We start from the raw sequence: 14,488 nt of genomic DNA, 5'->3' as shown, positions 1-14,488 counted from the left end.
TGTGCGGGGCGCCCTCGCGTCCCGCACCCCGCCCGCCACCCTTCACCAGGAAGGTGCCCTCCCGTGGAAAACGGCGCCGCCCCGACCGCCAAGCCCGTGATCGTCGCCATCGACGGTCCCTCCGGCACCGGCAAGTCGAGCACGTCGAAGGCCGTCGCCGCGCAGCTCGGCCTGAGCTACCTGGACACCGGTGCCCAGTACCGGGCGATCACCTGGTGGATGGTGACCAACGGCATCGACATCGATGACCCGACCGCCATCGCCGCCGTCGCAGGCAAGCCCGAGATCCTCTCCGGCACCGATCCGGCCGCCCCGGCCATCACGGTCGACGGCGTGGACGTGGCCGGAGCGATCCGCACCCAGGAGGTCACCTCCAAGGTCAGCGCGGTCAGCGCGGTGCCCGAGGTGCGCACCCGGATCACCGAGCTGCAGCGCTCGCTCGCCACCGGCGCGGAGAACGGCATCGTCGTCGAGGGCCGCGACATCGGTACGACCGTCCTGCCGGACGCCGACCTGAAGATCTTCCTCACCGCCTCCCCGGAGGCCCGCGCGGCCCGCCGCAGCGGGGAGCTCCAGGGCGCCGACGTCCACGCCACCCGCGAGGCCCTCATCCGCCGGGACGCGGCCGACTCCAGCCGCAAGACCTCGCCGCTCGCCAAGGCCGGCGACGCGGTCGAGGTGGACACCACCGAGCTGTCCCTCGCCCAGGTCATCGAGTGCGTCGTCACCCTGGTCGAGGAGAAGCGGGCCGGGAAGTGACCGGACCGTCCCTGCCCTCGGAGCGGGGGGCCGAGGTCGGGCGCCGCATCGGCGTCGGCCTGATGTACGGGCTGTGGAAGCCGCGCGTGCTGGGCGCCTGGCGGGTGCCGGCGACCGGCCCGGTGATCTTCGCGGTGAACCACTCCCACAACGTGGACGGCCCGATGGTCATGGGCGTGGCGCCCCGGCCGACGCACTTCCTGATCAAGAAGGAGGCGTTCATCGGCCCGCTGGACCCCTTCCTGACCGGTATCGGCCAGCTGAAGGTGGACCGCGCCTCCGCCGACCGCACCGCCGTCACCCGGGCCCTCGGTGTGCTCGGGGCCGGGGGAGTGCTGGGCATCTTCCCGGAGGGCACCCGGGGCGAGGGCGACTTCGCCTCCCTGCGTGCCGGGCTCGCCTACTTCGCGGTACGCAGCGGGGCGCCGATCGTGCCCGTCGCCGTACTGGGAAGCTCCGACCGGCCCGGACGGTTGGTAAAGGCGCTGCCGCCGCTGCGCACCCGGGTCGACGTCGTCTTCGGCGATCCCTTCGACGCGGGCGACGGCAGCGGGCGGCGCACCCGCAAGGCGCTGGACGAGGCGACCGAGCGCATCCAGAAGCAGCTCAGCCGCCACCTGGAAAACGCCAGGCGCCTGACCGGGCGCTCGGCGACACTTGAGTAGTGGATCAGCCGGGACGACTCCGGGCCGGTCCACCGACCACCAAGAATGAACGACGAGGTACGCACTTCATGAACGACGACATCCAGCCCGACGGCTCGGCCGAGCACGAGCACGAGCACGGGGCTCTCGGCGACGCCGAGTACGCGGAGTTCATGGAGCTCGCCGCGGAAGAGGGCTTCGACCGCGAGGACGTCGAGGGCGCCATCGAGGCGGCGGGCCACGGTCCGCTGCCCGTGCTCGCCGTCGTCGGCCGCCCCAACGTCGGCAAGTCGACCCTGGTGAACCGGATCATCGGCCGCCGTGAGGCGGTCGTCGAGGACAAGCCGGGCGTCACCCGCGACCGCGTCACCTACGAGGCCGAGTGGGCCGGACGCCGCTTCAAGGTCGTCGACACCGGCGGCTGGGAGCAGGACGTCCTCGGCATCGACGCCTCCGTGGCCGCCCAGGCCGAGTACGCGATCGAGGCGGCCGACGCGGTCGTCTTCGTGGTCGACGCCAAGGTGGGCGCGACCGACACCGACGAGGCGGTCGTACGGCTGCTGCGCAAGGCCGGCAAGCCGGTCGTGCTGTGCGCCAACAAGGTCGACGGCCCGAGCGGCGAGGCCGACGCCTCCTACCTGTGGAGCCTGGGCCTCGGCGAGCCCCACCCGGTCTCCGCCCTGCACGGCCGCGGCACCGGCGACATGCTGGACGCCGTCCTGGAGGCGCTGCCCGAGGCGCCCGAGCAGACCTTCGGCACCGCCGTCGGCGGCCCGCGCCGCATCGCCCTGATCGGCCGCCCGAACGTCGGCAAGTCCTCCCTGCTGAACAAGGTGGCCGGCGAGGAGCGCGTGGTCGTCAACGAGATGGCGGGCACCACCCGCGACCCGGTCGACGAGCTGATCGAGCTGGGCGGGGTGACCTGGAAGTTCGTCGACACCGCCGGTATCCGCAAGCGCGTCCACCTGCAGCAGGGCGCCGACTACTACGCCTCCCTGCGCACGGCCGCCGCCGTGGAGAAGGCCGAGGTCGCCGTCATCCTGATCGACGCGTCCGAGAGCATCTCCATCCAGGACCAGCGCATCGTCACCATGGCCGTGGAGGCGGGCCGGGCGGTCGTCCTCGCCTTCAACAAGTGGGACACCCTCGACGAGGAGCGCCGCTACTACCTGGAGCGGGAGATCGAGACCGAGCTGGGCCAGGTCGCCTGGGCGCCCCGGGTCAACGTCTCGGCCCGCACCGGCCGGCACATGGAGAAGCTGGTCCCGGCCATCGAGACCGCCCTCGCCGGCTGGGAGACCCGGGTGCCCACCGGCCGTCTCAACGCCTTCCTCGGCGAGCTGGTCGCGGCCCACCCGCACCCGGTCCGGGGTGGCAAGCAGCCGCGCATCCTCTTCGGCACCCAGGCCGGCACCAAGCCCCCGCGGTTCGTGCTCTTCGCCTCCGGCTTCATCGAGGCGGGCTACCGCCGCTTCATCGAGCGCCGGCTGCGTGAGGAGTTCAGCTTCGAGGGCACCCCGATCCACATCTCGGTGCGGGTGCGCGAGAAGCGCGGCGCCAAGAAGAAGTAACCGCCGCACGACATGAAGGGGCGGCCCCCGGAGCACCGGGGGCCGCCCCTTCGCCGTTCCTCCGTCACACTCCCCGGCGCGGTCCCGGAGGCAGCGGCAGGGCCGCCGGGACGTGGTGCATCCCGGTGTCCTGCTGCCGTCCGAGCGTGCCGACGCGCTGCCACTGGGACTGCGACTGCTGCCGCGCGCTGTAGGCCCCGGCGCTGTAGGCGCTGTACGAGCTGCTGAACGAACCCGCCCGGTGCCCGCCGTACGATCCCAGGCCGTCCGGGAGGTCCCCGAAGGCGCTGAACCCCAGCTCCTCCTCGCCGCTGCGGTCACCCGGCAGCGTGCGGAAGCTCCTGACCCACTCCGCGTAGAGCGTGTCGTAGATCGGCGTGGCCGACGGCCCGCCGAGACCCTCCTGCCCCGACCGGGCGGACGGAACGGAGACGAAGGAGGACCGGCGAGGAGGGGGAGTGTCGTATGCGTGCACGTATGTCCAAACGACGCCGCATCCAAAGGGATGCGGTTGCGCGCACGCCTGAGGGAGCGCGGGGGAGCCACGCGGACGACCGCCGGCGGTCCGCGGCCGCCGGCGCACCGTGGCTCACCGCCCGGCAGGCGGGCTCAGGTACCCGCGAGCGGCAGGGCGGCGGCGACCAGCCTGCCGTTCGCCGCCGCCTTGTCCAGCGCGTCCCGCAGCAGGTCCTCGCGCGGCTGCCGCCCGATCGACCCCACCGGGGCCGCGAACATCAGCACCTGCTGGTGCTTGTTGGCCGCCGCCCGCCAGCTGTCCGTCACCTGCAGCGGCTGGTGCGCCTGCCACCACGCGACCGGCTGCCCGCCGCCCGCGCCGGGCTGGAGCACCGCGTGCAGCTGGCCCACGGCGAGCAGCACCGACCAGCCGTGCAGCACCGGCGGCACCGTGGACAGGTCGGTCATGGGCAGGTAGCCCTGCTCGATGAGCAGCGGCAGGAAGTCGTCGCCCGCCCCGGTGGTGCCCGGGCGCACGATCGCCGAGGTCGGCTCGACGACGAGCGCCGGGTGCAACTCACCCTCGATCAGGACGAGTCCGCTCGTCACGCCGAGCACCGCCTGCTCGGGCACGGCCTTGTCCGGGGTGCCGCCGGCGATGTCGCCGGCGGCACCGCCGATGGAGCGGACGGCGCCCTGCAGCTGCTCCTCGGTGACCTGCACGACCTGCGAGGGCAGGCAGCCGGCGTGGGCGAAGGCGAGGACGGCGGTCTCGTCGCCGACGAACAGAACGGTGCTGGTGCGCTCCTGCTCGGAGTCGCCCGGGGTGCGACAGGACGTGCAGTCGTAACTGCCCGGGGCGTTCTCTCCGGCGAGCAGCCGGTCGGCTTCTTCGTCGCCGATCTCGGCGCGTACGGCGTCACTGACGTCGAGCATGCGCGGCACGGTGGCTCCCTCGGGATGCGGTGCTGGGGCCGGCCGGGTGGCTCCCGGCCGATGAGCCCCGGGGTTCCGGGCTCATGAAGAAGACAACGGACGTCCTGTGGTGGGAGTCACGCCCCGAGACGGACCGTTTGCAACCATCTGCCGCATGGCGTCACTTTGGGTGTACAAAAGGACACGGAGTGTCAACTCTTCACGCCGTCAGGGGAATTGAACGGGTGAAGTGGGTCACAGATCGCTTCACCTGTTGGTCCACAAATCAGGAAATCGCCGGATGAAATGGGTGACCGAAAATCGTCGGTACCCGCGGTAACGGGCAACTGGCCTGGAATGACGGCCAGTTGGTTGATCCCGGCCGCTCGACCTCCTTACATTCCTCCGCCGTGTGCAACGAGCACCGCTCGGGTACGTCCGCCGGGCCGGAAGAGGCAGAGCACGATCGCCGACGCCGGACGCGACGGACGGGGCGGACGCGAGGAACCGCGGCCTTCCGCGGCGAGCCGCGCTCCGCCCGGGGGAGCCCGGGTTCGTGGAGAGGGAATCACATGTCCGAGTGTGCCGATACCACCCGCAGCACCGCCCGTGACGACAGCGCCCGCAAGGGCCGTACGACGGCCGCGCTGGCCGGCGCCGCCCTGCTGGCCCCACTGGGGCTGCTGGCCGCGACCGGAAACGCCGCAGCGGCGGACAACGGAGTGTGGGACCGCATCGCCCAGTGCGAGAGCGGCGGCAACTGGCACATCAACACCGGCAACGGCTACTTCGGCGGGCTCCAGTTCTCCGCCGGCACCTGGCGCGCGTACGGCGGCACCGCCTACGCCCCGACGGCCGACCAGGCCTCCAGGAGCGCGCAGATCGCCGTCGCCACCCAGGTCCAGCGGGCCCAGGGCTGGGGCGCCTGGCCGGTCTGCTCCGGCCGCGCCGGAGCCTTCGGCGCCGCGCCCGCCTCGGCCACCGGCGGCTCCTCCGGCGGCACCGTCTCCAAGGGCGTGACGACGAAGTCCGCCCCGGCGCGACCGGTCCGGTCGACGTCCGCCCCGGCCAGGGCGCCGCGGCAGCCGCAGGCCCCGGCGGCCCACGGCGCCTCCCGAGGTGACTACACCGTCCGCGAGGGCGACACGCTGAGCACCATCGCCGCCCGGCACGGCACCTCCTGGCAGCGGATCTATGCCGCCAACGAGTCCGTCATCGGCGGCGATCCGGACCTGATCGTGCCCGGACAGCGCCTGGCGCTCTGAGCGGGAACCCGGCACCGGCCGGCCGCCGCCCCACCGGGGCGGCGGCCGTCCGCGTCCGCGGGCGGGCTCGGCCCCCGTGCCCGCACTCGGTGCTCGCGCGGCCCGGGGCGCCGACAGGGGGCGTACGGCGGTTGTGTGCTGAATCCGTGAAATTCCTATGCGCCGTCAGCTGCCCGGGGACGGCGCCGGATTACTCGGGGAATCGCATCCCGGGATGCCCCGTTCCGCGCCGGTGAACTTTCCGCCGGTTATTACGAAGCGGTGCTGCCGGCGCGCAAGAATTCTGTTCGATTACCCCGGTGAGCGGTACGGAAACCCCCGTACGTGTGACGGAGTTCGACGGAAACGCGACCCGGGCGGTTGTGACACAAGTGTGACCGGGATCGGATGCTTCTCTTACCCGGTCATGCCCGGCTTCCGTCCCCGCCGGATGCGGCCTAGCGTGGCGGCATGGCACCGATTCCCACTCCGCCAGCGGAGCCCCAGGACAGTCCGGACGGGTACGTCGGCCTCGACGCCGCGCACGCCGAGCGGCTCGCTCGGCAGCGGGGGTGGCCGACGGTGCGGTCGCTGCCGCCGGGCGCGATCATCACCATGGAGTACCGGGCCGGGCGGCTGAACTTCGAGGTGCGGGACGGCCGGGTGAGCCGCGCCTGGAAGGGCTGACCCCGGCGCCGCGGACGTATGCGCGACGAAGGCCCCGCTCCTGTCAGGGAGCGGGGCCTTCGGCGTGGCGCGGGCTGGTCGTGCGTACCGGACCCGCGGTGCCGCCCGTCCTCAGCCGCCGGCCAGGGGGCGGGCCGACGGGGAGGCGCCGCGCGGGAGACGGTCGGCGTGCGGGGGCCGGCGGCTGCCCACCGGGGTGACCGGGGTGCGTTCGGACCGGGTCGTGTGCGGTCCGGGCGCCAGGTGCACCGCCCCCCGGGAGGCGCGCGTCGAGGAGACCGGCTCGCGCACCGGCGCCGCCTCGGCGGGCACGCCGCGCGGCTTGAGCACCACCGGCGTGACGGGGACGACCGGTTCGGCGACCGGCCGGCTGCGGCGGTCGCGCCAGCGGTCGCGCAGGTCGAAGAGTCGGCCCTCCGACATGGCGATCAGCGGCTCGAACCACGGCAGGGCCAGCAGGATCAGCAGACCGGCGGCCCAGCCCAGCAGCACGTCGCTCAGCCAGTGCGTACCGAGGTAGACGGTGGTGAGCCCGACGCCGAGCGAGGTGACCGCCGACAGCGCGGACAACCAGCGGCGCGCCCTCGGGGTGGAGGCCAGATATGCCAGGATTCCCCAGGTCACCACCGCGTTGGCGGTGTGCCCGCTGGGAAATATATCGCCGCCCAGACCCATCTCGTTCGCGCCGATCACCGTCGCGTAGTGCGGACCGAGCCGCCCCATCCCGATCTTGGCGGAGCCGACGGTGATGTTCAGCAGCAGCAGGGAGGCGGCCAGCGTCAGCAGCGGGCGCAGGGTGTGCTGCCGCCAGGAGCGCCAGCCGAGCCAGGACGCGACCATCACGGCGGTGGGGCCGCGCTGGCCGAGCACCACGTAGTAGTCGAGGAAGGCGTGGATCTGCGGCCACTGCTGGTACGGCCGGAAGAACATGACCTGCCAGTCCAGCCGGACCAGCCAGGAGGTGGTCACCACGGCCCACACGATCGCCAGGTAGAAGGCCAGGGTCGCCGAGAACAGGACGACCCGGTGCCGGCTCATCCTCGGCACATCGATGTGGGCAGGTCGTTCCGGCTCTCGGTCGAGTCTCGCGAACACCCGGTCCAGACGCCGGGTGAGGTTTCGTTCGGTACGCACCCAATCGACGTTACAGCGAGTGAGCTGTGTTCCCGGACGAAACAGGGGCTTTGTGATGACGATGTGATGTGGGAAACCTCTCAAGGGCGGCCCGAATTCCCGGGATTCCGCAATCCTGTGAGGCCCCTCTCTTCAATTCCTTTGATCATGCCGGGTGTTGTTTATATGGCGCTTATAAATGCGTTAACCCGGTCCTGGCGTGGAATTCTCCGGGACGTCATCGGCCCGTCGGTGTGGATCATGGTGGGCCGGAGCCGTTCAGCCAGAACGCCCCGTAGAGCGCCGCCGCGACCGCCAACCCCGCCGTGACCAGCACGGATCGGGACGTACGCGCCCGGGCGAGGGCGCAGGCCAGGGGCAGCAGCACCGGGAAGGCGGGTATGAGCAGCCGCGGCTTGGAGCCGAAGTAGCTCGACGCGCACAGGGCGAGCGCCAGCACGACGCCGGTGTAGACCGGCAGTTCGACCGGCTGACGCCCGCGGACACCGGTGACGTACAGCCAGATGAGCAGGGCGACCGCGAGGATCAGGCCGAGACCCGCCAGGGCGGACGGAAACGACGTGAACTTGTCGGCCACGAAGCGGGCGAAGGCGTACCCGCCGTCGAAACCGTTGCGCCAGCCGGCCTGGACGTCCAGGTAACCGAGCGGACCCTTGCCGGTGCGCCGGCCGACCCACAGGACGTAGCCGGCGGCGCCCAGCGGAGCGAGCGCCATACCGAGCGCGCGACGCCCGCGGGGCGCGTACGGAGCACCGCCCGCGCCCCCCGTGCCCCTCGGCGCAGGCGCCCAGCGCTCGCTCCCCGCGCGCGCTCCGAGAGCCCGCTCCGGGGCGCCTTCGTCACCGTGCGCGCCGTGCGCATCGGGTGCGCTTCGCTCTCGCACGAACGAGATCACCCCCGCCACCCACACCGCCGCCACCACGGCCGCCCCCACCGGCCGGGTCAGCCCCGCCAACGCCGCCAGCACACCCGCGCCGATCCACCGCCCGGTCAGCAGCGCGTACAGCGACCAGGCCGCCAGCGCCGTGAAGAGCGACTCGCTGTACGCCATCGACTGCACGACGCCGACCGGCAGCACCGCCCACAGCAGCACCGCGAAGACACCCGCCCGCGAGCCGTGGACGTGATCGGCGACCGCGAAGATCCCGGCCGCGGCGGCGAGCGAGGCCGCCAGGCTCACCACGAAACCGGCGTCCGCGTACGACAGCGGCGCCACGGAGTGCAGCAGCCGCTCCAGCCAGGGCAGCAGCGGGAAGAACGCCAGATTGGAGTGGACGTCGCCGTTCGGCAGCCGCACCTGGTAGCCGTACCCCCGCTCGGCGACCCGGGTGTACCAAAGGGAGTCCCAGCGCGCGGTCAGCAGGGTGTACGCGCTCTTGCCGCGCGCGGCGCTCCACACCACCAGCGCGAGCAGGCCCAGGGCGCGGACCGCCACATAGCCCAGGAGGGCCGGGGCGGCCCGGCGCAGGAGAGGGGTGCGGGGCGGGCCCACGCGCGTCGCAAGGTCGGTCACGGGCTCGATTATCGACCGCACGGGGAGCCGGACCGGTCGCCGGGCCCCGGCCGGAAGGAGGCGAGGTGCTGTACGCCACACGGGTTCCGTCCTGCGTGTGAGACGTCCGCCACGTGACCGTGCGGTGAACTCGCGTACGCTGGCGAGTCACCTGCGAGGGTTTGCGCGGGCCGGAGACACCGCTCCTCTCCGGCCGTACGACAGGGGATCCCCACCCCGTCACTCCGCCCCACGCGAGGGACCATCTGGGAGGTACGTACATGTCCGGGACGACCACGGCTGCCGCAGGGCCGCGCCGTCGGGCGGCCGGGGCCGGTGCCAACCGCTGGGTCGTCCTCCTCGTCCTGTGCACGAGCCTGCTGCTCGTCGCACTCGACGCGACCGTGCTGCACGTGGCGGTCCCCGCCGTCACCGAGGACCTCAGGCCCGGTGCCACGGAACTGCTCTGGATCGTCGACGTCTATCCGCTGGTCTGCGCCTCGCTGCTGATCCTCTTCGGCACCCTGGGCGACCGGATCGGCCGCAGACGCGTCCTGCTGCTCGGCTACGCCCTCTTCGGCGTCGCCTCCGCCGCGGCCGCCTTCGCGCCCAGCGCCGAGACACTGATCCTCGCCCGTGCGCTGCTCGGCGTCGGCGGGGCCATGATCATGCCCGCGACGCTGTCGATCCTGCGCCAGGTCTTCCCCGACCGGCGCGAGCGGGCGCTGGCCATCGGCATCTGGAGCGCGGTCGCCGCCGTCGGCGCGGCGGTCGGCCCGCTGCTCGGCGGGTTCCTGCTGGAGCACTTCTGGTGGGGCGCGGTCTTCCTGGTCAACATCCCGCTGATGCTGGTCAGCCTGCCGGTGGGCAGGATCCTGCTGCCCGAGTCCCGCGGCGATCGAGGCGGCCCGTGGGACGTCACCGGCGCGCTGATGGCGGCTGCCGGGCTCTTCGGCGTCGTGCTCGGGGTGAAGCAACTGGGCGCCGGCGATCCGCCGACGAGCCTGTCCGCCCTGCCGCCGCTGCTGCTGGGCGCGGCCCTCCTCTTCCTCTTCGTACGACGCCAGCGCCGGCTCCCGCACCCGCTGGTGGACCTGCGGATGTTCCGCCGGCCCGCGTTCAGCACCTCCGTCGGCTGCATCGTGCTGGCGATGCTCGCGCTGGTCGGCCTGGAACTGATCGCCGCCCAGTACCTGCAACTGGTGCTCGGCCTCTCCCCCCTGCAGACGGGCCTGCGGCTGCTGCCCCTGACCGTCGCCGCGATGGCGGCGGGCCTGGGGGGCGCGCGCACGCTGCGCCGCTTCGGACCGCGCCGCATGGTGAGTGTCGGCTTCTGCCTGACGGCGGCGGCGGTCCTCACCCTGACGGCGATGGGCGGCACCGACAACACCGCTCTGCTGCTGGCCGGCTTCGTGCTGCTGGGCTTCGGCCTGGAGACCACGCTCTTCGGCGCGTACGAGTCGATGCTCAGCGAGGCCCCGGCGGACCAGGCCGGCGGCGCGGCGGCGATCGGCGAGACGTCGTACCAACTCGGCGCCGGCATCGGCATCGCCCTGCTCGGCACTGTCATGAACGCGGCCTACGCGCCGGGACTGCGGTCGGTGCCGGGCGTTCCGAGGCCCGCGTCGGTTGCGGCGGGGCACTCGCTCGGCGAGGCCTACGACGTCGCCGGACGGCTGGGCGGATCCGCCGGAGCCGCCCTGCGCCAGGCGGCGCGCGACTCCTTCGTGCACGGGCTGCACGTGACGCTGCTCGTCAGTGCGGGCCTGTTGCTGCTGGGCGCGGTGATGGCGCTGCGACTGCCGCGGATCATGCAGTGCGGCGAGGACGCCGCCGGGGCCGGGGCGGACAGCGCCGGGGCCGGGGCGGAGAGCACGGGGTTCGGGGCGGGGCTGCCGGCGCCGCGGGACTCGGAGGCGGCGGCCGGGAAGCCGCGGGTCACGGCCTGACCGCCTCTGGACGTGCGGGACACTGCACCGTAACGTCGGCCGGAGAGCCGTAACTAGCGCTGCTAGTTTTTCCGAGTTCCGTGTCCCGGAGGGTGTTCCCATGTCCGCGTCCGCGAAGCTGCCCCCGTTCGATGCCGCCGACCCGCTGGGGATCGACGACCTGCTGGAGCCGGAGGACCTGGCCGTCCGGGACACCGTCCGCGGCTGGGCGGCCGACCGCGTGCTGCCGTACGTGGCCGACTGGTACGAGAAGGGGGAGCTGCCGCGGATCCGGGAACTCGCCCGGGAACTCGGGACCATCGGCGCCCTCGGCATGTCGCTCACCGGGTACGGCTGCGCGGGGGCGACGGCCGTGCAGTACGGGCTGGCCTGCCTGGAGCTGGAGGCGGCCGACTCGGGCATCCGGTCCCTGGTCTCCGTGCAGGGCTCGCTCGCGATGTACGCGATCCACCGGTTCGGCAGCGAGGAGCAGAAGCAGCAGTGGCTGCCGCGCATGGCCGCCGGCGAGGTGATCGGCTGCTTCGGCCTGACCGAGCCCGACCACGGCTCCGACCCCGCCTCCATGCGCACCCACGCCAAGCGTGACGGCGACGACTGGATCCTCAACGGCCGCAAGATGTGGATCACCAACGGATCGGTCGCCGGGGTGGCCGTCGTCTGGGCGCAGACCGAGGAGGGCATCCGCGGGTTCGCCGTGCCCACCGACAGCCCCGGCTTCTCGGCGCCGGAGATCAGGCACAAGTGGTCCCTGCGCGCCTCCGTCACCAGCGAGCTCGTCCTGGACGACGTACGACTGCCGGCGACGGCCGTCCTGCCGGAGGTCACCGGCCTGCGCGGACCGCTCAGCTGTCTCTCCCACGCCCGCTACGGCATCGTCTGGGGCGCGATGGGCGCCGCGCGCAGCAGTTTCGAGGCCGCGGTGGAGTACGCCAGGACACGGGAGCAGTTCGGGCGGCCCATCGGGGGCTTCCAGCTCACCCAGGCCAAGCTCGCCGACATGGCGGTCGAGCTGCACAAGGGGATCCTGCTCGCCCATCATCTGGGGCGGCGGATGGACGTCGGCCGCCTGCGTCCCGAGCAGGTCAGCTTCGGCAAGCTCAACAACGTCCGCGAGGCCATCGAGATCTGCCGCACGGCACGCACGATTCTCGGTGCCAACGGGATCTCCCTCGAATATCCCGTGATGAGGCACGCGACCAACCTGGAATCGGTGCTCACCTACGAGGGCACCGTCGAGATGCACCAGCTCGTGCTGGGCAAGGCGCTCACCGGGCTCGACGCCTTCCGGTGAGCCTCCGGGGAGGCAGGGCCGGTGAGCGGCCCTGCCTCAGCTCTGGTTGAAGAAGCCGTCCTCGCGGCGGCCGGCCGGCTCACCGCTGATGATCTCCGTGTTCGAGGGCGTCAGCAGGAACACCCGGTTGGCGACCCGCTCGATGGTGCCCCGCAGGCCGAAGGTCAGTCCGGCCGCGAAGTCCACGACGCGCTTGGCGTCGGAGGGCTCCATCGCCGTGAGGTTCATGATGACCGGGACCCCGTCCCGGAACAGCTCGCCGATGGCGCGGGCGTCCCGGAAGCTGTCCGGGGTGACCGTGCCGATCCGCCGGCCCTTCTCCTCGGCCGTGTCCGTGGCCACCTTCACCCGGGGGTCCGTGACCCAGGCGTCCCCGGACCCGGGCTCAGGGCCCTCGGAGTACTCGTCGTCGTAGTATCGCTCGTCATCGTTGTCGTCGACGAGGCCGAGCCACGCACTCGCCTTGCGTACCGATCCCATGGACGCCTCCTCTCACAGCGGTCTTTCTTGCTTTCCGCATCCCTATGGTCATCCATGATGCGGACGGCGCGCCAAGTGGATAGACGCCGCGCGGGGGGTTTGTGACGGTACTGGTGCACAGCGGATCCGTCGAGAGTCCTTGTGCCCCAAGGGTCGCGACTCATACGGCTGCTGACTGTGAGTGAAATATGATTGTCGGCGGCGGATGGGTGATGCACCGTGCATACGGGTGAACGGACGCGGTGCTACGAGCCGACGGTCGGCCGATACGCTGCCGCAGCTCAACGTCGTCTCACGGCACGGGGGATCACTGTGTTCGGAATCGTCAGACCCTGCTCCCATCGACTCGGGGGCGGCCTGAAGGCCCAGTGGATGGCGCATCTGTGCGGATTGTGTCTCGCGTTGCGGCGGGATCACGGGCAATTCGCACGCATCGTGACGAACTACGACGGCTTGCTCATATCGGTTCTGACGGAGGCTCAGGCCGGTGTGGTGAGCGGGGCCCGGCGCACGGCCGGCCCGTGCGCGCTGCGCGGCATGCGTACCGCGTCCGTGGCCCAGGGCGAGGGCGCGCGACTCGCCGCCGCGGTCTCCCTGGTCCTCGCCTCCGCCAAGGTGCGCGACCATGTCGCCGACCGGGACGGGCTGCTCGCGCGCCGCCCCCTGGCGGCCGCGGCGCGCCGGGTGGCGGCGGGCTGGGGCCGCGCCGGGGCGCGCGGCGGATCGGCGGTGGGCTTCGACACGGACGTCCTGGTGGACGCGGTCGACCGGCAGCCGGGCCTGGAGGCCCTGGCCGGGCCGGGCACCCCGATCCTGACGGTCACCGAGCCGACCGAGACGGCGACGGCGGCCGCCTTCGCGCACACCGCGGTGCTGGCCGGGCGGCCGGCCAACGCGGAGCCGCTCGCGGAGGCGGGCCGGCTGTTCGGACGCCTGGCGCACCTGCTGGACGCCGTGGAGGACCGGCACGCTGACGCCGCGTCAGGCGCCTGGAACCCGCTCACCGCCACGGGCACCTCCCTCGCCGAGGTCCGCCGGCTCGCCGACGACGCCCTGCACGGCATCCGGCTGGCGCTGCGGGAGGCGGAGTTCACCGACGGCAAGCTGGCGCATCTGCTGCTGGTGCACGAGCTGCGGCGCTCGGTGGACCGGGCGTTCGGCGCACTGCCGAGCTGCGCGGAGCACCGGCCGGGCGCGGCGGACCAGCGGGAGGTGGCGCACGAGTCGGGGGGCGCCTACCTGCCGGGGGTGGCGCACGAGTCGGGACCGGCGTACCGGGCGCAGGCGGCGCCGGGGCACCCCCTGTTCCCTCCCTCCGTCCCCGCCCCGAAGCCCAGGCCGCCCCGTGGCTTCCTGCCCGGCTGCGGCATGTTCCTCCTGCTGTGCTGCAGCTGCCAGATGTGCTGCGCCGGGGAGTACGAGGGCCCGTGGTCGCGCCAGAAGCGAGAGGGCTGCTGCCGGGACTGCGACTGCGACTGTCCTTGCGACGGGTGCGATGGCTGCGGATGTGACGGGTGCGACTGCTGTTGCCCATGTGATGGCTGCTGAGCACACGAGGGCCTGACGGCCGGGAAGGCACGGCGTGCGTATCCGGTGGCGGTCTCCTGGAGGCGGAAGCGTGCAGGGGGCGCGAGGGGAGGGGTGCGCGTGTGAAGGCGAAGGGGGAAGCAGGGGGGCGCGGAGCGCGTGAGACGGCCGCCCCTCAGCGGGGCGGGCACGCAGGGGGTCGGCTCAACAGGAACAGGACCACACGCGACCGAAGTCGATGTGGGAGCGGGTGACCAGCCACTGCTGCGGATGCATGGGGCAAGTGGAACAGGCATCCGGTTGCGCGTCAACTGACCTGAGACGTACGGCTCATAGTCT

Annotated in this window: 13 protein-coding genes; 8 read left to right on the top strand and 5 right to left on the bottom strand. The window is 72.5% G+C overall.

Translation table 11 applies throughout. From position 1 onward, the window contains the following. The first annotated feature begins 63 nt into the window (after nucleotides 1-63). The 3 genes from cmk (at nucleotide 64) to der (ending at nucleotide 2,974) form a co-directional block, all read left to right on the top strand. Nucleotides 64-759 (top strand): (d)CMP kinase, encoded by a 696-nt coding sequence (gene cmk, locus ABVB68_RS29855; protein WP_353604290.1) that lies wholly within the window; start codon nucleotides 64-66, stop codon nucleotides 757-759. A 62-nt stretch (nucleotides 760-821) separates the two neighbouring features. Then, a complete protein-coding gene (locus ABVB68_RS29850; protein ID WP_503006355.1) occupies nucleotides 822-1,424 on the top strand; it encodes a lysophospholipid acyltransferase family protein in 603 nt (200 codons plus the stop codon). Between the two features lie 68 nt (nucleotides 1,425-1,492). Then, nucleotides 1,493-2,974, top strand: coding sequence for a ribosome biogenesis GTPase Der (der, locus tag ABVB68_RS29845; RefSeq protein ID WP_353604287.1), 1,482 nt, complete (start codon nucleotides 1,493-1,495; stop codon nucleotides 2,972-2,974). 64 nt (nucleotides 2,975-3,038) lie between these two features. Here der and ABVB68_RS29840 read toward each other — a convergent pair whose 3' ends face one another. Then, entirely contained in the window at nucleotides 3,039-3,449 is a 411-nt protein-coding gene (locus ABVB68_RS29840; RefSeq protein ID WP_353604286.1) for a hypothetical protein, read from the bottom strand. A 134-nt stretch (nucleotides 3,450-3,583) separates the two neighbouring features. Then, on the bottom strand, nucleotides 3,584-4,375 hold the full coding sequence (locus tag ABVB68_RS29835) for a DUF8842 C-terminal domain-containing protein (protein ID WP_353604285.1): 792 nt from the start codon (nucleotides 4,373-4,375) through the stop codon (nucleotides 3,584-3,586). A gap of 542 nt (nucleotides 4,376-4,917) precedes the next feature. On the opposite strand from ABVB68_RS29835, the gene ABVB68_RS29830 reads away from it, so the two are divergent. After that, complete coding sequence (locus tag ABVB68_RS29830) at nucleotides 4,918-5,610, top strand: transglycosylase family protein (protein WP_353604284.1); 693 nt, start codon at nucleotides 4,918-4,920, stop codon at nucleotides 5,608-5,610. Between the two features lie 450 nt (nucleotides 5,611-6,060). Then, nucleotides 6,061-6,276, top strand: a complete 216-nt coding sequence (locus ABVB68_RS29825; RefSeq protein WP_353604283.1) for an I78 family peptidase inhibitor — start codon at nucleotides 6,061-6,063, stop codon at nucleotides 6,274-6,276. A gap of 111 nt (nucleotides 6,277-6,387) precedes the next feature. On the opposite strand, the gene ABVB68_RS29820 is transcribed toward ABVB68_RS29825, so the two are convergent. Then, on the bottom strand, nucleotides 6,388-7,410 hold the full coding sequence (locus tag ABVB68_RS29820; protein WP_353604282.1) for a phosphatase PAP2 family protein: 1,023 nt from the start codon (nucleotides 7,408-7,410) through the stop codon (nucleotides 6,388-6,390). 238 nt (nucleotides 7,411-7,648) lie between these two features. Further along, a complete protein-coding gene (locus ABVB68_RS29815) occupies nucleotides 7,649-8,923 on the bottom strand; it encodes a glycosyltransferase family 39 protein (protein ID WP_353604281.1) in 1,275 nt (424 codons plus the stop codon). Nucleotides 8,924-9,183: 260 nt separating this feature from the next. Between ABVB68_RS29815 and ABVB68_RS29810 the strand changes: the two genes are divergently transcribed. Together ABVB68_RS29810 and ABVB68_RS29805 are read left to right on the top strand one after the other, a co-directional pair. After that, entirely contained in the window at nucleotides 9,184-10,851 is a 1,668-nt protein-coding gene (locus tag ABVB68_RS29810) for an MFS transporter (RefSeq protein WP_353604280.1), read from the top strand. A gap of 100 nt (nucleotides 10,852-10,951) precedes the next feature. Continuing rightward, entirely contained in the window at nucleotides 10,952-12,142 is a 1,191-nt protein-coding gene (locus ABVB68_RS29805; RefSeq protein WP_353604279.1) for an acyl-CoA dehydrogenase family protein, read from the top strand. Nucleotides 12,143-12,178: 36 nt separating this feature from the next. On the opposite strand, the gene ABVB68_RS29800 is transcribed toward ABVB68_RS29805, so the two are convergent. Next, complete coding sequence (locus tag ABVB68_RS29800) at nucleotides 12,179-12,622, bottom strand: cell division protein SepF (RefSeq protein WP_353604278.1); 444 nt, start codon at nucleotides 12,620-12,622, stop codon at nucleotides 12,179-12,181. A 312-nt stretch (nucleotides 12,623-12,934) separates the two neighbouring features. Here ABVB68_RS29800 and ABVB68_RS29795 point away from each other — a divergent pair, with 312 nt between their 5' ends. Continuing rightward, nucleotides 12,935-14,170 (top strand): DUF5685 family protein, encoded by a 1,236-nt coding sequence (locus ABVB68_RS29795; RefSeq protein WP_353604277.1) that lies wholly within the window; start codon nucleotides 12,935-12,937, stop codon nucleotides 14,168-14,170. Nucleotides 14,171-14,488: the final 318 nt, after the last annotated feature.

This window comes from Streptomyces sp. NPDC096012 (assembly GCF_040426375.1).
GTDB lineage: Bacteria > Actinomycetota > Actinomycetes > Streptomycetales > Streptomycetaceae > Streptomyces.
This window is presented reverse-complemented; position numbering and strand designations above follow the sequence as displayed.

Coding starts and splice junctions, on each gene's coding strand:
- der (WP_353604287.1), top strand. CDS start 1,493: ATGAACGACGACATCCAGCCCGACGGCTCGGCCGAGCACGAGCACGAG.
- ABVB68_RS29810 (WP_353604280.1), top strand. CDS start 9,184: ATGTCCGGGACGACCACGGCTGCCGCAGGGCCGCGCCGTCGGGCGGCC.
- ABVB68_RS29805 (WP_353604279.1), top strand. CDS start 10,952: ATGTCCGCGTCCGCGAAGCTGCCCCCGTTCGATGCCGCCGACCCGCTG.
- ABVB68_RS29850 (WP_503006355.1), top strand. CDS start 822: ATGTACGGGCTGTGGAAGCCGCGCGTGCTGGGCGCCTGGCGGGTGCCG.
- ABVB68_RS29825 (WP_353604283.1), top strand. CDS start 6,061: ATGGCACCGATTCCCACTCCGCCAGCGGAGCCCCAGGACAGTCCGGAC.
- ABVB68_RS29830 (WP_353604284.1), top strand. CDS start 4,918: ATGTCCGAGTGTGCCGATACCACCCGCAGCACCGCCCGTGACGACAGC.
- ABVB68_RS29800 (WP_353604278.1), bottom strand. CDS start 12,622: ATGGGATCGGTACGCAAGGCGAGTGCGTGGCTCGGCCTCGTCGACGAC.